Source organism: Bacillus sp. CD3-5 (genome assembly GCF_006349665.1).
Lineage (GTDB): Bacteria > Bacillota > Bacilli > Bacillales > Bacillaceae_G > Bacillus_A > Bacillus_A paranthracis.
The window spans coordinates 92,124-112,265 of sequence record NZ_VEPX01000004.1; the positions used below are offsets into that span (position 1 = coordinate 92,124).

Here is a 20,142-nt window from a genome sequence, read left to right on the forward strand (position 1 = left end):
TCATGAACATACATGTTTTGATGGACTTTATCTATATACTCATGGTAGTAATCCATTGAAAATGTATCTTCTTGAAAGCAAAACTCTCTTTTAGAAAAAAGAAAAGACACCCTAAAGTGCCTTCCTCCGACTTGAACCATCTTAATTTTAATAATATGTATTGGACTCTTATCTAAAAAATAATCTAATGTATTACAATAAGAGAAAGATAATGATACAATAAAAGTGCAACAAGATGTTGCTTAGTTTTTAAATTTTATGGGAATAACACAAAAGCTAGGTTTGGTCGCCAAGTTTTTTCATTCCTATCGGTCATGAAATACCCCGGTTGGTCGCTGGGGTATTTCTTTTTTATTAACGTATATATAGGTCTATTATGGACAAAATAAAATATAATCTTAGTAGAAGATAGAACACTGACACCTTTGCCGCTTCTAAATCACTTTGGTCTTGTGCGAAGAAAGTATGGTCAGTACTTTCAGCTCAGTGTTCCATCTACTTTAGTTTTGAGTTGAGTGTTGCTAATCATAGCAGCACTTTTTTACATTCCAATTTGTTCTTTGATGAATTGAATTATATGTTTTACAAACTGGCTTTGCGTGAAGAAGTAATGAATATTTCTCAGTACTGTCGTCCACGATGCTAGATTACTTACAAAAGACTGGGATTTTGCCTTTTTGGTCGCCTTTTTTTTACGTTTTTTCATTCCTGTCCCTCCCTTCTTAAGGGAAGGGCAAAGATGGCACATTTTATATTTTAAAGAGTTATATAGAAGAGGACAATCTATTCATTAGCAAAATAAAGAAAAGACACCATAAGGTGCCTTCCTCCGACTTGAACCATCTTAATTCTAATAATATGTATTGGACTCCCATCCAACTATTATTTTACCATGTTAAGTTATTTTTGTTTATTGAGAAATACAATAATTTACTTGTGTTGGTTGTCTGTATGAAATCTTTTTGTAGTCCATGCAGCGATTAACAAAAGAACAATAGTAGTAATAACACCTAAAAGTCCTTGCTTGAGACAATGGCTAAGAACATAAGCATTACTGTGTATGTATTAAATTCCATTTATGTAATCGTTACTAAAGAATATCCTTCTTTCGCATTGTACGGCTCCGCTTTATAAGAAACACGGTTTGCCCCTTGCGGATAACCAATTTCTCCAATTACTTTTTTCACATCTTGCAATGCATCATCCATTGATTGTTTATAAAGAATTTCAATCTTTGGTAACTTTTCGTTATAACGCTGCTGCATTTTATTTTTGAATTCATTATAGTTATTTGCGATGTATTCATTTCCTAAATAGTTTAACTTTGTATCTTTTAATATTTGCTGATAGGCAGGAGTTTTCGTACCACCTGCAGCAATTTTATTTGTTAATGTACTATAATAATTTGTTGTAGCTTGCGGATATTCCCCTCGGTTCCACTCATGATTTCTTGCGATTTGCTCATCTGATAAGTTGAAATAGGAATATGTTACGCGGCCTTGTTCATCTGGAACCGGATCATCAAATGTTGTATCAAGATGATACCATTTGTTTTCGATTTTCACTAAGTTCCAAGCATGAGGCTGACCGTCTCCAGTTCCTACTACAAAATGATTCTCAATTCCCGCTTCTTTTAATAATTGATAAGTTAATAGTGCGTAACCTTGGCAAACAGCAGAACGATTTACGAGTGCTTCATATGCTGTGTAAGCTTTATAAGACGTATCATAAGAAACATGTTTTACGACATAATCATGAATCGCTTTCACTTTTTCGTGATCATCCATCCCAACTTGTGTAATAGAAGAAACAATTGCCTTCGCTTGCTTCATTACATATTCTGTTTGTTCTTTCGTTTCGCGATATGTAATTTTCAGTGTAAACGTATAATTTCCAGGTGACCCATTAAGACCATATGAAACATTCGATCTATTATAATTCGTATACTCATTTTTACTTGCCACTTCTTTATAGGCGTTAAAAAGTGTATTCATCACTTCTTTTGTATTACTATTTGTCGTTTTATACGGCAGTGTAATATTCGTTTCATACGCATTAATACGCTTCTGTACTTCCTCTTTAAATGCTGCTAATAATGCCGCATCTCCTGTATCTTGCACCGCAACCGCAGGCTTTTTATATTGCAAAGCATTATATAAAAACTGTGCATACTGTTCACGCGTTACCGTTTTAGCAGGTTCAAATTTCCCGTGGCCTGTACCAGATGCAATCCCGTTTGACTGCACCGCACTAATCGCACCTTCTGCCCAAAAACCATTCGGAACATCATTAAATGTATGCTTTTGCTTAGCTGAAACTTGAAAAGCGTTTTTAATAATTTGCGCCATTTCTGCACGGCTAACAGAATCTTTCGGTCTAAAACCTCCGTTTCCATCCCCGTTAAAAATCCCTAATTTCGTTAACGTTAAAACCTCTTCTGGAAACAATGTGGATCCTGAGCGAATATCTCGATACGGATTGTTTAAAGTAGATCCATCTTTTAATACATAACGAGCACCGTCATTACTGAACGTACCACCTTGCTTATTCGGTAACAGCGCACGATAAATTAAAGCAGCAACTTGCTCTCTCGTCGCAACATCACCGAAACCAAACTTTCCATTTCCATAACCGGAAATAATATTTTTACTCGATAAATCTTTAATCGCCGGATACGACCAATGCGACGTAGGCACATCAGAAAAAATACCCACCTCAGCTGCTCTCACATCACTGCCATTTGTATACAGTAAAGCACCACCTATAAGTGATAATGATGTAATTGATTTTAGTAGTTTTGTGTACATAATTCCTTCTCCCAATATCGTTTCTATGTATGTTATTTTTTGTCGAAAAATCTAAAATAATATGACAAAACATATTATACAATTAAAATTTTTTGAAGGGTACACTAATTTTGGAAATATGCAAAAACTCATATTTTTATATTTTTTCGTATTAATATTATGTTGTTTTATTTATGAATATCTATAGGTAGTAACTCGTTATAACTCCCTCATGGTAATCTCTAATTTAGTATTGAAATTCTCTAAATCTCAATGTATTATATTTTTGTATTTTCTCAGTTTCCCAAGCCGAGAAAACATCATCACTTCTAAAAGGACCCGAACTCCAGCGGGTCCTTTCTTATATTCCTTATTTTTATAAACGTATTTATCGTTTTATCCAGTACGATAATAAGAGACTCTCGCGTTTGCTTCCGTGCCATATCATCACTTATTTCATTATACAAGCTATAGCCTTTTCTAATTTCTGTAGAGCAATGTATTTCCTTACTAATCCTAAACCAATAGTATGATTTTTTAAATCGTCTATAATAGCTGTTTGTTCTTGGTTTCCACTTGGAGATGAGCAGTTAGTTTTTGCTAACTGCTCCTTTATTTATAACAATGATCAAATTATTTAAAATAATTCTTCTTTATTTCTCAATATAAGAAACCTTGGATTTTCATTAACACTCCTGTAGTATATAAACAAAGAGTAAGGTAAGAGTTACTCTTTGCCATTTTAGAAAAGGTTCTGCTGGAGACAGCAGAATCTTTTTTCATATAGAGATAGTTTTACTAAATTTTTCACTACTAACCACAAAAATATCCTATAATCTTAATATAACAAATAAACATATTAGGAGCGGATCAAATGCCAGTTACACTAGAACTTATTCTTTTCATTCTTATAGCAATTAGTGCTATTGGCTATTTAATAAAAGAATTTCAAAAAACTAGGAAAAGAACACTTGGAATTTCAATAGAATTCTTGGTTCTTTTCTGGTCAATATGGAGAATATCAACTATCGTAATCTAATTTATAAAATATGAATTCCTTCGAATAAAACTCAATATTATGTCCATAATGTTGATAGGCTGTATGCCAAAACTCATTTAGTTTTCTCTGTATCTCCTTGTATTGAGCAGTTAGCACTTGCTAGCTGCTCTTTTATTTGTAACCTTGTTAGACAAGTTTTCATATAATGTAGTCATTCCTTTCTTATAAATTAAGCTCGTCACTTGAATTATAAAAATGGGATTATATCCTATAACATTTTCAGGAATTATCCATATTTTATTTCTGAAAAAGTGCTTTATTTTGCTGAAAAGTGGTTGCGGAAACAACCGCCTTTTTATTTATGGCAAAATGAGATTTCTATTACGATCTATTACAAAGTATGTTATTACTGGTACCATCCGGTATAATAAATACAGATCAAATATTGAAAGGAAATATGACAATGAAAAGATATTTGAACTTCATTTCACTTTTCTTAACTGTACTTGTAATAATTAATCTTACAAATATACATACGAAGTATCAATTCTTTATAGGTGCATCTATAGCAATATGTTTAACTATTATTTCTACACATGAAATTATAAAATTCCTTGCTACTAGTAGCTTATTAGTTTATGGATTTGCCGCTTTTACTTATTTAAGTATTGCTTGCTAACTTTCAATTTCGTTTTGTATTAAAATAACATTTTTATTTAACTTCATCACGTTAAGTTATATAGAAAACTATATATAATTGAATATTAAAAATGTTATTTCGATTCTAATATAGAGGCACATACGACTTTTTTCTTTGTTTAAGGGTTCTTACGTAATAGTAAAAACCCTTTTTTCATGCCAATCACGATTTATTCATTTTTTTTGATACATTTTATGGAACATTCATACGTTACGTTAGATAAATCCTTTTTGACAGAATGAATAATGAGTTATATCTTTCTCTCAATGAATTTAGGTATTTAACATGGTAAAATAATATTCGTATGAGCTTCCAATACATATTATTAAAATTAAGATGGTTCAAGTTGCAGGAGGCACCTTTGGGTATCTTCTTTGTACATACTAAAATCCTCACCACCTTATAAAAACGGTAAGCCCTTTACACCAAACAATAATTGCAACTATATTATTTTTACATTACATTAAGGTAAAAGGATGTCCTTTTACAAATAAAGTGCTAGATAGTAGGTGGAAAAATGGAATTTAACGATTTGGGTATTATCATTAAAGAACTTAGAATGAAAAAAAATATATCACAATCCGAATTATGTCATGGAATATGTTCACAAAGTCAAATTAGCAAGATTGAAAAAGGTATGATTTATCCATCTAGTATATTGTTATATCAATTATCAGAAAGACTTGGTATTGATCCAAATAATATATTTGCACTAACTCAAAACAAAAGATTAAAATATGTAGAAAACGTAAAATACGTAATAAAAGACTGCTTAAAGCAAAAACAATATAAAGAACTTTATGAAATAGTAAAAAAAGAGAAAAACTTAAATAATTTTCAAACAAAAGAAGAGAAACAGTTTCTAATATGGCACGAAGCAATTGCTATATTTATGGTGGATAGATCAATAAAAACTGCTTTAGATCTTTTAAATAATGCATTAAAACTGACTTTAACTAATTCTGATTTTTTATCAGAAAGAGAAATAGATATTATGCAAACAATGGCTATATTTTATGCAGAAAATAAAAATTATGAAAAAGGTATTAATATATTAAAAAGATGTTTAACTAATTTTAATAAGTTAGATTTTCCTAGAGATAAAGAAATTAAATTAAAAATCATGTTAAATTTAGCAAAATGTTTAGACTCCATATATCAACATGAAGAGGCAATAAAATACCTTGATAAGGGTATAAAATTAGCAATTAATTTAAATACTTTATACCTATTAGGTGAACTATTCTATTTAAAAGGTCAATATTTATTAAAGATTAAACAACATAATGTAGAAGAGGTTGTTTATAACTGGAAAAAAGCATTATTTATATTTGAACTAACAGAAAAAGAATATTATACAAAAACGCTACCAGATGAACTGATTGAAATACAAAATAAAAAACAATCATAATTTCGTAAAAGATACTTACAAAAGTCGCAGGAAGGCACCTTTAGGTGTCTTTTTTTGTGAAGAATCAGTTTAAGAACTAAAAGAACCTCAATAAATGAGGTTCAAAGAATCTACTATTTTAAATTACCTTCGTAAAAAGCAACTCCATTTTGAACATGTTTTAAATACCATGTAATCGTCCCGCCACAAACATTTTCAGTAAAACTATTAGCATATACTCCATTTGAGTAATACAGAGTTCTTTTGAATTTACCGTTAGAATACTCATAAGGAATTGAGCATGTTGCTTGCTTCGGAGAACTCACAGCTTTTTGCGTATCAGCTGAAGCCGCTCCAATTCCTCCTGTTAATGCAATACCAGTTGCTAATAGCCCTACTACTAATTTCTTGAACATAATAAATCCCCCTTTAATAGTTTTTATAACTTACAACTTAAATGTATCACTTTTGTAATTTATGTAAATATATTGAATATATAGAAATATTTATTTAACTTTTGGTAATATTAGGATTTTATTTTATCAAATGAAAAATAAAGGAATTTAGAGAAGTATGTAACAATACATAATAAAGTGAAACTTTAATCAGTGGGGGGTTCTTTATCCTCCACTGATTATTAGTTGAACCAATGGTATTTGATTTCCTTTTAGTTTTTGAGGATAGCCCTTTCCATCCCATCTTTCATGATGAGAAAGAATTATGTCTTCATTACCTTTTATTAAAGATATATTTTTAAAAACTTCTAATCCTAATTGTGGGTGTGTCTTAATAAGATTATATTCTTCTTCTGTAAGAGAAGATGCTTTCTTTAAAACTTCATCAGGAATACCTATTTTCCCTATATCATGTAATAAATAAAATGAAATTGTTTTAAAGATTCATCTTTATATTCATTTGTTTCTTTAGCAAGAATCGTAGCATAATTGGCTACACGTTCACTATGCCCTTTCGTATATTGATCCTTTAGTTCCATTATCCTCATTATCGATAAAGCTGTTTCTTTCATTTGTTTTTCATAGGATGCTTTAATTTTTTGTACTAAAAATTTTAATGAAAGAAATACAAAAAATGACGCAACAAAAATGATTAGAAACAATAATATTAATGATATTGGATAATTAATTTCAAAATAATAAATAGCAATTAAAAATCTACATACCATACAAATAGATACCGTTAGAAGATAATGAATACTTAAAAATAAAGGCGCAGAAATTACTAAGAAGCACTCTAAATAAGGAATATGTAAGGAAGCACCTGAATCACGTATAAACATAAGATCATATGCTAAAAGATAAATAATACTAACACCAAGAAAAATATATTTTGTAAACATTTGTTTATTCATTTTTTGTAAACACTTATTACATAAAAAAAATGAAATGAAAATAAATAAAAATACAAGTTCAAATAAAAGCTTCTCTAGTGTAAAATCCTTTCTAAGAATAAAATGTTGATAAATATTATCAAACAAAAGAGTACTACAGGGAATAAATAGAAACATGTTTATCGGTTCTTTCGTTTCGATATTTTTAACCCCTTTCATCATTTTACACACCGCTAAACCTTTTTAATAAAAAAATAAGTTCATATACATATTATTAATAATATCCAAGAATAGATAATGGTGCAAAAAATACCCTTTCTCATAACCTATAAATAGGGTACTGCCATGATAGGAATGTATAAAGATATGGATAGGGTTATAGAAAAAGAAAAAGGCGAATTCCTTTTGAAATTTGGAATTCGCCTTTTTCTTGCTATCGATAATGAGACGTTATATTAACCTCATATGTATAGAATATACAGTAAACTAAAAATGAAAAGTTTACATTTTTTATTGTTTCTTATAAGTGAACTATTTGTATTCCTGTCTATATAATTTAAACGAATAAATAGCTCCAATAAAGAATACAAAAGCTTCAAATAATATAAAGATTTGACGGAAATTCTCGATATCTTTACCAACTAAAGAAATAAATATAGCATTCATTAGAATTTGAGTAGTAAACATACGAGAAGTAATTTTTAAATAAATAGCATTTGTTCCTTCATTTGGTTTACCAATTTTTTTGTAAATAATAATAAGTGCAATTACTGAACCCAAAAGTAGAAGTGCTGTAAGTCCTACAACAATATTGAAATTCCCTGTACTTTCTAACATCCATTTATTTAATAAATCAATCATTATTATCTTCCTTTCCTACATAAGAGAATATTTCTTTCTTCTTTTTCACTATAATAAAAAAAGAAAAAGGAAAACATCGAACTTTCTTACAAACATTCTTGTATTCTTACAATTTTGTCATTTTGCAAATGTATTCATCGCCTTTCCTTTCATTATTTTCTTTGGAAAACATAGTGAATTACGAAATAGAGCGCTACATGATCAACTTCCAAGAAGTAGTGCACGAAACCTCTTAATTCATGCAATTAGTATGTAGAATACTAATGAGTTATTGATTAAGAAGATAAAGGAATAAGAAATACGATAAAGAATTAGAATAGATAATGTAAAAAATGGAAAGAGGGGAAAAGATGAATCTAAAATTAATAGATGTAACAGAAGAAAATTTCTTTGAAATTATTAATTTAAAATCAGATAAACTTCAAGAAAAACACATTCAAATATATGAAAGATGGGTTGGTTCAAATGCTTTCTTTCTTGCAGCTTGCCAAACGTTTGGGTTTACTCCGAAAGCTATATATGATAATGATGTTTTAATAGGTTTTGCTTCGTATGGGTTTAGAAATGAAACGAAGCAATATGAGTTAATTAGTATGATGCTTGGCCATCAATATCAAGGGTTAGGGTATGGGATTCCTGTTTTAAAAGCAGTAATAGATAGTATGGTTCAGACGTACAAATGTGAAGAAATATTCTTATCGGTTATTCACGATAATGAACGCGCAAAGCGGATTTATGAAAAAGTGGGTTTTAGGCCAACAGGAGAGATTGAAGAAGGACACCATCCAGAATTAGTTTACTGTTTAAAATTAAAAAACTATGTAAATGTATAAAATTATATATACCTCTAGTTCTGTATGAATCATTTCATTTTCTGGTTTTTACTCCATATTCTTTAACATATGAAGCAAAAAAATTAATTTTGTGTAGTTTATTTTTGTTAGCATGATAGCGATGTGGTGCTCCCCCTATTAGTAGTAATTTTAATATCACTATGGATAAATTACTTTTAGAACTTTACTTCCAAGAATGAATTTTATGTGAACAATTAGTTAAAAATTCCCTTTATTAATTAACTAAGTAATATTTTGAAAGAACATATAGATATAATAGAAAGAATACTCGGTGCATCATCTCAACGCGCTGAATAGGTACATTATTGCATGTTAAAAATTTAACTTAAGGTGGAATTGTATATGACTGAAGATAAAAGACTGAAAAAGCCGGTGGTAAGTTTTATATTACTAACCAACATTATTTTTTGGCCACTTTTTCTGCTTGTAGGAATTACAAAGTTATTACATTTTCCAACTTGGATTTTTGATGTAATGCTCTGCATATCAGCTTGGTCTTCCACTTTTGCTTTTATGTTTCTATTTAAAAGAATTTATCCTGGACAAAGTTTTATTCAATTCGTAAAAGATAGATTTAAAAATAAACTTAATTACTCTATCGTTCTTACTATCAGTATGATTCAAATAATTATATTTTTGACGATGTTGTTTCTCATTTCGACTAATAGTGAAGCAGACTCTATTTTTAATAGAACTACATGGGGCGTGTTAATTTATTATGTTGTTAAAACTATTGTATCTGGACCACTAGGAGAAGAATTAGGGTGGAGGGGTTTTGCATTAATGGAGCTCCAGAAAAAATACTCGCCATTAAAATCTTCAATCATTATTGGTTTTTGGTGGGGAATGTGGCATCTGCCTATATGGTTTACTACAGGTTTTACAGGCAGTAATTTAATCAAATATATTTTATTTTTTATGATTGCAATTATATCTACTACAATTATCATGGCAACATTTTATAATTTAAATCAAAATTTAATTGTTCCAATTATCATCCACTTTTTCTTTAATTTATTTATTGGCATAATAAATGGACCATTAATTGAATTAATTATGTATACTGCAATTTTTTATTTAATAGTTGCCATTTTACTTATAGTTATAAATCCAAAGAAAGTTTTATATCGAAGATACTATAATTTTTTATAATTCTTGCTTTCTCACTCTCCTTGCATGATAAATTTCTCCATACTAATTAACAACTAATATTAAAACTATTAATCCAATAAATCCTTAGAAAAATGGTTATCTATACACTAACTTAGTTAAATATGGATATTTTTTAAGAAGATAAAAAAGAACTAATCCCTAGAAGGGATTAGTTCAATATCTCAAAAGCTATTATATTACATAGTTTTATGAGCAAACGTTATATAATGTTGTGTGGGATACATAACCTGTCATCCCTTTATAAGTAACTTTTAACCACTGTTTAGAATTACTATAATGCCCTTGAACATACTCACCTGTTACCCATGTGCCAGTAATTTTCTGACCACTAGTAAATGTATGTAAGACAGGTGATCCCACAGTGTAACCACTGCGCATCTTTGCACCATATGTACCTACCGTACCTCCCTTGGCACAAGCTGCTACTACTGTTTCATTTTCAGTAGTATTCGTAGCCGCAAAAGCAGAGCCGTTAAATGTAAATAAAGTAAACATAAAAGCTGTTAATAAAGTACAAATAGATAAGCGACGTAACAAAATAAATTCCCCCTTTTTTTATAATTTCTTTCTTCACAAACTATTTTCTTAAATATTCTAATTATTTTCAATATATTAATGTTGAGAAATATTAGTTGTATTTTTGAAATAAAATTTTATCAAAAATAGTAACAAACTCATATTTTACAGAGAGCCCGAAAATAGTCTTCTACCAACTATATAAAAGCCCCTTCACCTTAAGGCAAAGGGACTTTCTCATTCCTATTTCAAACTACCCGCAATCTCCGTAAAGATAACTCCAAGTGCATGCGCACCTGCATCTGGATAGCCTAAGCTTCTTTCGCCAACTGTACCGGCGCGGCCCATGCGAGCTACAATTTCTTTCGTATACTCTGCGCCTTTAACCGCTGCTTCTGCTCCTTTTTCAAAGGCGGTTTTCATATCTTCTTCATTTGAAGCGCTAGCTAACCAAGAGTCTACACATGGAGCAAGTGCGTCAACAAGTGTTTTATCACCAACTACTGCTCCTCTTCCGAATGATCTTTCACCGATCGATTGTATGCCTTGCAGTGCTGCTTGCAACATTTCAGCAAATTCTTTCACTGTTAGCTCACGTTTTTCGCCTGCTGCTTTACTAGCTGCGCGGAATGCACCGCCCCAAATTGGACCAGATGCTCCGCCGCAATGTTCCATAATAATCATGGAGCAACCGTCAAGGAATGATCCGATCGTTACGTTTTCTTGTTCTACAATCGAATGCCATTCACGTTTTAATTGCTTAAATCCTTTTGCCACACTCATTCCAAAGTCGCCGTCACCTGCATGTGTATCTAACTCACAGAACGGTACTTCATTTTTAATAATAATATCGCTCATTTTATCAACGAGATAAATCATGTTGTTTAATGTGATGACATTATTTTTAATAACAGCGTGCTCTTCTGCCGTTTCTAGTTCAAATGAAACTTCTTTCTCTTCTGCTTCTTCAAGTACATTCACATACTCTACACTTTCAACTGGTCCATCTACTTTAAACGCTGGTGTGTTACACTCTTTCGATAGTAATGTTTTTAGCTCATCATCTAATTTCATTACTGTTAAAGACATACCAGCCATATCGATACTCGTCATATAATTGCCGACGAATACTCTATTAATTTTAATATTTCTAGCAGCTAATTCTCGCGTCACTGCGTTGTTAAATAAGTAAAGTTCTTGCAGTGGTGTTCCGCCAAAACCGTTAACTAAAAGCGCAATTTCTTCTCCGTCTTTTACTCCTAAATCTTTCATTAAATCGTTTGTCATACGGTTCGCTAATTCATCTGCTGACAGCATTTTTTCACGTTTAATTCCTGGTTCGCCGTGAATACCTACGCCGTATTCCATTTCATCTTCCGCAAGTGTGAAAGTAGGTGATCCGCTCGCTGGAACTGTACAAGACGTTAACGCTAAACCAATTGTACGCACGTTAGCAGCTGCTTTTTCCGCTACAGCTTTCACCGCTCCTAAATCCATACCTGCTTCCGCTGCTGCGCCGGCAATTTTATGAACGAGAATAACACCCGCAACGCCGCGGCGTCCTACTGTGTACAGGCTATCTTCTACCGCAATATCATCGTCCACTTTTACGTAGTCGACTTCAATTCCATCTTCCGTCGCTAAATGAGCACCGTTTTTGAAATTCATAATATCGCCGCTGTAATTTTTAATAATTAATAGCGTACCTTTTTTACTAGCTGTCTCTTTAATCGCTTGATATACCTGAATTTGTGAAGGCGAAGCAAACACATCTCCGCACACTGCCGCATCTAACATTCCTTTTCCGACTAGTCCTGCATGCGCTGGCTCGTGACCACTACCGCCGCCACTAATTAACGTTACTTTGTTTTCGTTCATTTCTTTCTTCTTAATGACTTTATATTTTTTCAAAAGCTCAAGCTCTGGATGAGCCATAACCATTCCGTTGCACATTTCCATTACTAATGTTTCTGGTTTGTTTATAATCTTTTTCATTGTGATTCTCCCTCAATTCCTTTAATATATTGTGATATATTTGAAATCTTCTTCTTACTATCCATGTTAAAATGAAAGCGTTTTATAGTAAACGGACAAAATGGACAATCTGTCTAAAGACACCGCTCTCATTTATGGGTAGGATTTTCATATTACTAACATTCTAGGGATGATTGAGATGACCTCTTCTATAATTTCTAAAAAGATAATCGCGAACTCATTGAAGTATTTAATGGAAACAGAGTCGTTTCATAAAATATCAGTAAGCGATATTATGTTACACTGTCAAATGCGTAGGCAAACTTTTTATTACCATTTTAAAGATAAATTTGAACTATTAAGCTGGATTTATAGAGAAGAAACGAAAGAGAACATTATCGACTTTCTCGACTATGAAACATGGGAAAACATTTTTGATTTATTATTTGATTACTTTTATGAAAATCAAAAATTTTACCGAAATGCTTTTAAAGTCATTGAACAAAACTCGTTTAATCACTATTTATTTGAGCATACAAAAAACTTATATATGAAGATTATTGATGAACTATCTGTGAGCTGTGGATTCAGCCTTTCTGATGAGACAAAAAATACGATTGCCTCCTTTTATAGTCACGGCTTCGTTGGAACGATAAAAGATTGGATTGAAAGCAAATGTGAAGTAGATCCGTCAATTATGTCTTCTCTTATGAAAAATATGATAAACAATCAATTACTACTATTACTGGAGCAATCAGCAAAGTAATTAAAGGGTGGCAAAAGCAATGAAAAAGATTATGAATGATGTACAACATATCGTTCAAGATATGATGCACGGCTTTTATTTTGAACATAACGACAAAGTAAATTACGACGAAACAAATAACATCATTTATGTAAAAGATATCGAAAAAATGACGCAAGACGTCGCTATTATAAGCGGTGGTGGTAGCGGACATGAACCTGCTGATATTGGTTATGTAGGAAAAGGAATGCTTACGGCTGCAGTAAACGGCAGTATTTTCACTCCGCCTACAGTGGAACAAATTGTGGCGGCAACTCGCCTCATACCGAAGGAGAAAAGTATTCTATTCATCATTAAAAACTTTAAAGATGATGTAGCGAACTTTTTAGCGGCGAAGCAAATTGCCAAAGAAGAAGGAAGAGAAATTGACCACATCATCGTAAATGACGACGTTTCAATTGAAGATGATGCCTCGTTTAATAAAAGAAGACGCGGCGTTGCTGGTACTGTTTTCGTTCAAAAAATACTTGGTGCGGCTGCTCTTGAAGGTCATTCTTTAGAAGAACTAACAACACTCGGCCATTCTATCACCGAAAACTTACACACATTAGGAGTCGCCCTTTCACCTGCGAATGATCCAGTGAAAGGAAAAGCTTCATTCACATTAAACGAAGATGAAGTATTTTATGGGGTCGGTATCCACGGCGAAAAAGGTTACCGTAAAGAAGCACTATCCTCTTCTGAAATATTAGCAATCGAACTAATGAACAAATTAAAAAGCATTTACCGCTGGAGAAAAGGTGACAACTTCGCCATTCTCATTAACGGACTCGGAGCGACGCCATTAATGGAGCAATACATTTTCGCAAATGACATTCGCCGTTTATGTGAACTGGAAGGGTTACAGATTACATTCGTAAAAGTTGGTACGCTACTAACTTCTTTAGATATGAAGGGTGTTTCTTTAAGTTTACTTAAGGTAGAGGACTTGAACTGGGTGAAGTGGTTGAAAGAAAATACGGAAACTGCTAGTTGGTAATATAGATAAAAATAGGATGGCTTCAATTGGCCAGCCTATTTTTGTACGTAATTCAGCTATGAGAAAAATTCAATTACTGAAGAATTCTGCACTCAATATTACAGCAAATTTACATCAAAAATGTAAATCCTCATTTCCTTCGTATTTTCCTTTATTAAGCCTTTTTCTTATGAATAATTCTGCAACAATTAAATTAGGTACCCATGCTAACCAAGCAATAATAGCGTAACTAAGTTCAAAATGTTCTATCCCAAATAGAACGATAAACAAAGGTAGCCAAATTCTTAATGTAACTGCCGCAAAGGTTAAAGCATAATTTCTAATCATCCAATTCCGATGCTCTTTAATTTTTTTATTCTTAACTCTATGTAATGCTTCATATGCTGATGTTAGCCAAAGTACGGATAACAAACCGAAACCTAGCTTCGCTACCAATCCTCCCGTAGCATAAAAGGATAGATATAGTCCAGAAACGCCGCCTAATAATATACCAACCATATAGATTCTCCCAGCTATTCGATGACGGTTGATATTCCTTTCTCTAAATTTAGTGGATAATGTAAACGGACCAATTACTAATGCTACTATACTAGTTGTAATATGTATAAATAGCATCATATACCAGAACGCACTTAATTTAGATCCAAACATAAGCTTCACTTTTACAAGCCCTGTTTGAAATCCATCCATAATAAAATATTGGACAACAATATAACTAGATACTAAAAGAGCAAAACAAGTAAATACATACCAAATTTTCCTGTTCAAATTTTACTGCCTCCTTATTACATGAAGGAATTAGATTATACATTACTGTTCATTCTAGGGAAAAATAGAAAAGCCTTCTTTACTGATTTATTCAACACATTGTTTTTATAAACCGAATGACTTACATGCAGCGACGAATAAAATATATGATACAAGGCCCTTCTTCATACATAAACCCCCTCAAGTATGTCGTTCTATACTTGAGGGGGTTTTCATTTATTCTCTCTCGTCTCTCATTTTCTTAAATCAATAATTAGCTCATCTGTAATCTGCTCAAGATAGAAAAATCTTTTTATATAATTGATATGTGACCATTTTTCTTCTCCACCAATAATAAATAATTCTTGCGCATCATACATAAATGAAAAGCTTGGATAGAAACTGTCAGTCTTTATTTCAATCTCACCAGTACGATTACTGATAATCTTACAGTCTGCTGAATAGCTTAATAACGTATAGAGAGAATCTTGTGCTGATTGGAAGAAATACTTCATAAGTGTAGTTATATCATCACCATTGGTAATGCACACTTAAAAAAAGTTCGTATCCTTTTTCTTATTAGTAAAAACTAGCTCAAAATGAAGTTTATTCTCTTCTAAAAATCCTTCAATAAAGTCTCTACATAAATAAGTTTCAAATAACATATACATAGGAAATTTGTTATGTGTACTCATAAATCCTTTAACGATTTCTTCGAATCCTGTATGCTGATTCCAATTCGTCCCCACTCCTATCATACTAGGGTGATTTAAATAAATAGGATACGGTGATAACCCTTCATCTTTTAACATATACACTCGTTTTTCATCTGTATGAAGAGCTGGTTTTGATTCTTTTAGTAAGTATTGAGATAATTGAACATGTAACACCTTTACACCTACCTATCATGTAATACATAAACTATATCTATTAAGTTAGAAAAAGAGAATGCATCATTCACATTTTACTGTGTTTGGGTGTGGAGAACGAGAATCATTTTATAAACGAGATCACACATCTCATTGGAGAATTACAGGTCTTCCAAATAAAATTGGATAATAAATTAACATCGCACCTACAAATGAACAAACTAAACAAAAAACAGCTTCATATTTTATAACTAGAGAAGAGCTGGTATCAAGCTTTTCCCCCTCTCTTTTACATATCATTTTAAAAGCTCTATATAATAAATACCCAATAATCGCCCCGAGGGTGTTTGTAAATAAATCATCAATATCTGTAATTCTATTATTTAGTAATTGATTTAACTCAATTGCCAATGAAAAAAAGAATCCTGCACATACGGTGTTTTTCATTTTTCTAAACTGCGGCCAAATAGTCGGCAATAAAAAACCGAATGGCATAAACAGTACAATATTTAAAAGATACGTAGTACTACCTGCCGTATCAAATAGAGTCAAATTGATTTGATTTACACGAATCCACGTTTCATATCTACTTATATCCCATATAGTCGCGATCTGCGTCACCTTATACACTAACGAAAGGTAGAATAGAAAAACATATACCCATAAAAAATGCCGAATAGATATATTGTTTTTCGCTTTAAAATAAAATCCAATTTGAAATACAATACAAAACATAATTGTAAAAAAATAAGTATACAAATAACTCATTAAAACTCCTGTATGCATGTGGAATCCCCTAACTTTACATTTTCATCTATGACTTTGTTATTTATAGGATAGGAGAAACTTTTAAAATAAAAAGTGGGGTAAATATAAAATTTTTCTTAAATTTTCACCTTGTACCTAGGTAAAAGAGCCTAGCAATCACATAATACAATTCCACACAAAATAAAATTCTGATAATATAAAATAGATAATCATTTATATATGGATTTTTTCATATACAAATGATTATCTATTTTAAAGGGGATAAAGAAAATTGGAGCTGATTTTTATTCATGAATAGAAAAAATTCTTCTCATAACAAAGGGGATTCCTCAAATAAAATTGCTGCTTTTATTGCAACGCTAGGAGCTCTATTAGTAAGTGTAGAAGTTTTATCTAATTTTTTTATAATTTTTTGGTTAATGATAATAGCAATAACAAATTTAATAGTCATATTTTATCTTCAAATTAGTGTTTTTAGTTTAGTAACAACAATCCTTTTTGTAATCTTTTACTTTATATACAAAAAGTTATTTGCACATTCTAAATTTGTAGAAATCTTTTCAAAATATAATATGATTATTACAATAATTTCTTTATTAATTTTAAATATGTTATACATATCAAAAAAAATGTTTAACGGTGCTTTAATTACTCCTGTGGTAATAATTATTACATGGTTAATTTACAAATTTATGTTTAAAAAAATAAAAAATAAGAAGAGCTAGTTTTATAGAGCAGACTCAAAATGGAGTACTTGCTTTCACTGTTTTGTTTTCGGGGAATTGTATTGATTTTATTGTAAGTGTTAATAATCCGCCTCAAATATATCTTTCCATGCTTGAGGCGGATATTAATTTCTAATTAAAGTGTACTAATCTATTCCTTCTCATCCCTCATACTATAATACCCCAAATTAATAATAACCAAGAAATACCCACCCATAATTCCAGCTGCAAATGTCCACATGTACTCACGGTGTTCAATTTCATACATAATAATCGCGCCGAGTATTGCGGCTGCAAACCGATTCATCATGCCAAGCATCGGTGCTTTTTCTTTTTTTACGATGCTATTTCCGAACTTTTCGATACGTCTTCCTAAAATCCAGGCGCAGTACATACTAACTAAAAGGCCGATGCTTATCCCTACAAACTGGGCTCGAAAAGGTGTCATCAACCATCCCAGTAACATCACGCCTAGCAAACAATATATTTGCATGTTGAATGATCTTAATGCCATACGAATCATGTTATGCTCCTTATCTTTCCTATTAATCCCATCTTTCGGACTTCAAGCTTTCCGATATCTCTTTTTTAAAATGGGGGAATTTGATTTTGCTCACCATTAAATAAGCAAGTACGCATGTGCCAAATGCCACGGAAACTGGGTTATTTAAGAGGCATAAAATGAGGAGACACATTGCCGCAAATGGAATGGGCATTCCGATGAATGTTGGGAGTTTGCTTTGCTGCGTGTTAAATCTCGCAAGTCGAAGCATTCCGCAAATACTGTAAGCGAGCGCACATATCATCCCAATAGATTGCAAATCTTTTAAAGCGACACTATAGGCAAGAATAGATGGCGCTACGCCAAAAGTAACTAAATCTGCAAATGAGTCTAACTCTCCGCCAATTTCCGAAACAGCATCCATTTTCCGAGCAACCATGCCATCAAACCAATCAAATACCATACCTGTAATAATGAACATGACTGCACCATACATATCGTGAACGAAAACAGCTTGAATAGCCAAAAGTCCACACACAAAGTTTGCTATCGTCATCATATTTGGTATGTAACTCATCACACGCTTCGCCTCCTTTCTACTAATTGCTTCATCTTCATTCTCACTCATTAGACTCAAGATCCTTCTGTTTTTCTTCCAATATCACTTTATTTATGTTCTTTAGCGTATCCGTCATTTGTTCTAAAGCACCGATATCGATTTTTGAAAAATACTTCTCAATTAATACATCATCTAACTCAGACAACTGCTCCATATACTTACTACCGTTTGGACCAAGTGTAAGGAAATACTCCCTTTTATTATTAGGATTTACTTGTTTTGAAATCATCTTCTGCTTTTCCAATTTCGATAAAACTTGACTCACAGCGCTTTTCGATATATTAAAAGTAGTCGCGATGTGATTTGCTGTCGTGTTTTCATTTAAATGAATATGAAATAGCATGCTCTCTTGCTGTCCTGTAAGACCGTACTCATCTTTCAACTCCTGAAATAGTAAAATGTAGAATTCATTATAGGCTCGGTTCATTTCATTAATTATTTCTTTATATGTTCTCGTCATAGCACTCTTCCTCCATGCTGTTATTTTGTTTCGTTTAATAGTTAAGTTCACTTAACTTAACTATATTATACCGTTATGTTTGTGTAAAGGGAAATCAATCTCTATCCATTCCTATAACACGGAATAAAGTATGCCATTTGCCTTTTCCACTGTTTTTCATTGATCAAATTCCGATCTCTCTGGCATGATACATCTATTATTTTGAATAAACAAACATAATCATCACAAAAATTCCATATAGACCCATTACTGGTTAAAATGTTATAATAAAATTACCCTACATAGTTACTCATATTCCGATTGAGGAACTAGCGTCTTATTAAGCAATGCGCATAACTCAAATAAAAAAGACACTTTTTACAGTGTCTTTTTTATTTATATTCTAAGGATTTATCTCTTTTAGACACAAAATCTATTACATGATAAAGGAGACTATCAAATGGAACATCCTGTTGCAAGAGAATTACGTAACATACGTATATGCCTTATCATCTTAATTATCGTCATCGCGTTTTGGGATCGTGAGAAACCTGTAGAAATCACTGACCATAGTAGCGATCCTATGTTAAACACTAGTAATATGACCCAAATTGGCGATCATACATTTGCCTATAAAGACGAATCTAATCAAATTAAAATATTTAAGTTTGATCCGGATACAAACGAAATAAAGCTAATAAAAGAGTTTTATGCTAACGAATATTGATTATATACAATAAATAATTCAAATTGATAAAAGGCACTTTAGGGTGTCTTTTCTTTATGGAGTAGGATTATGAAAAGACAGATTTACAATTCTAAGCGACTCGTTGGTACTACCCCATTGCTATCAAGCTAATATTTTCATATCCCCCTAAATTAAAACTTTCTTTCTCTACAGATAGTTATTCTGAGAAGCCGGGCATTATTTTCTTAAGTTGATGGACATGCATGGTGACCCCTATTAGACGATAGTAAATGAACAATTTCGGGGTTCAGTTCAACTTTATTCAAAATAAGATTTTTTTGCAGTAAAATCAATGTTGGTGGAAATTTTTCAATCAAATTTTTTTTAAAATTAACATAA

The 20,142-nt window shown here is 31.7% G+C and carries 19 protein-coding genes and 2 pseudogenes; 8 read left to right on the top strand and 13 right to left on the bottom strand.

Annotated elements, in window-relative coordinates:
- Positions 1–541: 541 nt before the first annotated feature.
- Both FH036_RS27080 and FH036_RS10055 read right to left on the bottom strand, forming a co-directional pair.
- A complete protein-coding gene (locus FH036_RS27080; protein WP_000746318.1) occupies positions 542–706 on the bottom strand; it encodes a hypothetical protein in 165 nt (54 codons plus the stop codon).
- 370 nt (positions 707–1,076) lie between these two features.
- Positions 1,077–2,807, bottom strand: a complete 1,731-nt coding sequence (locus tag FH036_RS10055; RefSeq protein ID WP_139895662.1) for an S-layer homology domain-containing protein — start codon at positions 2,805–2,807, stop codon at positions 1,077–1,079.
- A gap of 1,442 nt (positions 2,808–4,249) precedes the next feature.
- On the opposite strand from FH036_RS10055, the gene FH036_RS27555 reads away from it, so the two are divergent.
- Together FH036_RS27555 and FH036_RS10070 are read left to right on the top strand one after the other, a co-directional pair.
- Positions 4,250–4,465 (top strand): hypothetical protein, encoded by a 216-nt coding sequence (locus tag FH036_RS27555; RefSeq protein WP_041184078.1) that lies wholly within the window; start codon positions 4,250–4,252, stop codon positions 4,463–4,465.
- Between the two features lie 538 nt (positions 4,466–5,003).
- Complete coding sequence (locus FH036_RS10070) at positions 5,004–5,897, top strand: helix-turn-helix domain-containing protein (RefSeq protein WP_070805392.1); 894 nt, start codon at positions 5,004–5,006, stop codon at positions 5,895–5,897.
- A gap of 113 nt (positions 5,898–6,010) precedes the next feature.
- On the opposite strand, the gene FH036_RS10075 is transcribed toward FH036_RS10070, so the two are convergent.
- From FH036_RS10075 to FH036_RS10085, 3 genes and pseudogenes are all read right to left on the bottom strand, one after another.
- Positions 6,011–6,292, bottom strand: coding sequence for an LCI fold-containing protein (locus FH036_RS10075; RefSeq protein ID WP_088121474.1), 282 nt, complete (start codon positions 6,290–6,292; stop codon positions 6,011–6,013).
- A gap of 213 nt (positions 6,293–6,505) precedes the next feature.
- Positions 6,506–7,446, bottom strand: a pseudogene (locus FH036_RS10080) (HD-GYP domain-containing protein); the annotation flags it as partial.
- A gap of 309 nt (positions 7,447–7,755) precedes the next feature.
- On the bottom strand, positions 7,756–8,085 hold the full coding sequence (locus FH036_RS10085) for a 6-aminohexanoate hydrolase (RefSeq protein ID WP_070805390.1): 330 nt from the start codon (positions 8,083–8,085) through the stop codon (positions 7,756–7,758).
- Between the two features lie 350 nt (positions 8,086–8,435).
- Here FH036_RS10085 and FH036_RS10095 point away from each other — a divergent pair, with 350 nt between their 5' ends.
- Together FH036_RS10095 and FH036_RS10100 are read left to right on the top strand one after the other, a co-directional pair.
- On the top strand, positions 8,436–8,918 hold the full coding sequence (locus FH036_RS10095) for a GNAT family N-acetyltransferase (RefSeq protein ID WP_001049724.1): 483 nt from the start codon (positions 8,436–8,438) through the stop codon (positions 8,916–8,918).
- Positions 8,919–9,281: 363 nt separating this feature from the next.
- Positions 9,282–10,091, top strand: a complete 810-nt coding sequence (locus FH036_RS10100) for a CPBP family intramembrane glutamic endopeptidase (protein ID WP_139895663.1) — start codon at positions 9,282–9,284, stop codon at positions 10,089–10,091.
- 207 nt (positions 10,092–10,298) lie between these two features.
- Here the strand turns inward: FH036_RS10100 and FH036_RS10105 are convergent, their stop codons facing one another.
- Both FH036_RS10105 and dhaK read right to left on the bottom strand, forming a co-directional pair.
- The gene (locus tag FH036_RS10105; protein WP_000946187.1) at positions 10,299–10,649 is read right to left on the bottom strand and encodes an SH3 domain-containing protein; all 351 of its coding nucleotides are present in this window, start codon (positions 10,647–10,649) and stop codon (positions 10,299–10,301) included.
- Between the two features lie 222 nt (positions 10,650–10,871).
- On the bottom strand, positions 10,872–12,623 hold the full coding sequence (gene dhaK / locus FH036_RS10110; protein ID WP_139895664.1) for a dihydroxyacetone kinase subunit DhaK: 1,752 nt from the start codon (positions 12,621–12,623) through the stop codon (positions 10,872–10,874).
- Positions 12,624–12,801: 178 nt separating this feature from the next.
- Here dhaK and dhaS point away from each other — a divergent pair, with 178 nt between their 5' ends.
- Complete coding sequence (dhaS, locus tag FH036_RS10120; RefSeq protein WP_000204220.1) at positions 12,802–13,368, top strand: dihydroxyacetone kinase transcriptional activator DhaS; 567 nt, start codon at positions 12,802–12,804, stop codon at positions 13,366–13,368.
- Between the two features lie 19 nt (positions 13,369–13,387).
- On the top strand, positions 13,388–14,386 hold the full coding sequence (gene dhaQ, locus FH036_RS10125) for a DhaKLM operon coactivator DhaQ (protein WP_139895665.1): 999 nt from the start codon (positions 13,388–13,390) through the stop codon (positions 14,384–14,386).
- Positions 14,387–14,500: 114 nt separating this feature from the next.
- Here the strand turns inward: dhaQ and FH036_RS10130 are convergent, their stop codons facing one another.
- The 3 genes and pseudogenes from FH036_RS10130 to FH036_RS10140 form a co-directional block, all read right to left on the bottom strand.
- Positions 14,501–15,154: a DUF2306 domain-containing protein gene (locus FH036_RS10130; RefSeq protein ID WP_139895666.1), complete on the bottom strand. Its 654-nt coding sequence runs from the start codon at positions 15,152–15,154 to the stop codon at positions 14,501–14,503.
- 233 nt (positions 15,155–15,387) lie between these two features.
- Positions 15,388–16,023: pseudogene (locus FH036_RS10135) on the bottom strand (hypothetical protein).
- A 129-nt stretch (positions 16,024–16,152) separates the two neighbouring features.
- On the bottom strand, positions 16,153–16,788 hold the full coding sequence (locus tag FH036_RS10140) for a VanZ family protein (RefSeq protein WP_139895667.1): 636 nt from the start codon (positions 16,786–16,788) through the stop codon (positions 16,153–16,155).
- 272 nt (positions 16,789–17,060) lie between these two features.
- Between FH036_RS10140 and FH036_RS10145 the strand changes: the two genes are divergently transcribed.
- A complete protein-coding gene (locus tag FH036_RS10145; RefSeq protein WP_001080454.1) occupies positions 17,061–17,495 on the top strand; it encodes a hypothetical protein in 435 nt (144 codons plus the stop codon).
- A 151-nt stretch (positions 17,496–17,646) separates the two neighbouring features.
- On the opposite strand, the gene FH036_RS10150 is transcribed toward FH036_RS10145, so the two are convergent.
- Genes FH036_RS10150 through FH036_RS10160 form a run of 3 tightly spaced genes read right to left on the bottom strand, consistent with a single transcriptional unit; the run spans position 17,647 to position 19,076 of the window.
- Positions 17,647–18,018 (bottom strand): ATP synthase subunit I, encoded by a 372-nt coding sequence (locus FH036_RS10150; RefSeq protein WP_139895668.1) that lies wholly within the window; start codon positions 18,016–18,018, stop codon positions 17,647–17,649.
- Between the two features lie 22 nt (positions 18,019–18,040).
- On the bottom strand, positions 18,041–18,625 hold the full coding sequence (gene pssA, locus FH036_RS10155; protein ID WP_139895669.1) for a CDP-diacylglycerol--serine O-phosphatidyltransferase: 585 nt from the start codon (positions 18,623–18,625) through the stop codon (positions 18,041–18,043).
- Positions 18,618–19,076, bottom strand: coding sequence for a MarR family winged helix-turn-helix transcriptional regulator (locus tag FH036_RS10160; RefSeq protein ID WP_139895670.1), 459 nt, complete (start codon positions 19,074–19,076; stop codon positions 18,618–18,620). Before FH036_RS10160 ends, pssA begins: the two co-directional genes overlap by 8 nt.
- 439 nt (positions 19,077–19,515) lie before the next feature.
- On the opposite strand from FH036_RS10160, the gene FH036_RS10165 reads away from it, so the two are divergent.
- Positions 19,516–19,782, top strand: coding sequence for a YmzC family protein (locus FH036_RS10165; RefSeq protein ID WP_138322390.1), 267 nt, complete (start codon positions 19,516–19,518; stop codon positions 19,780–19,782).
- Positions 19,783–20,142 lie beyond the last annotated feature (360 nt).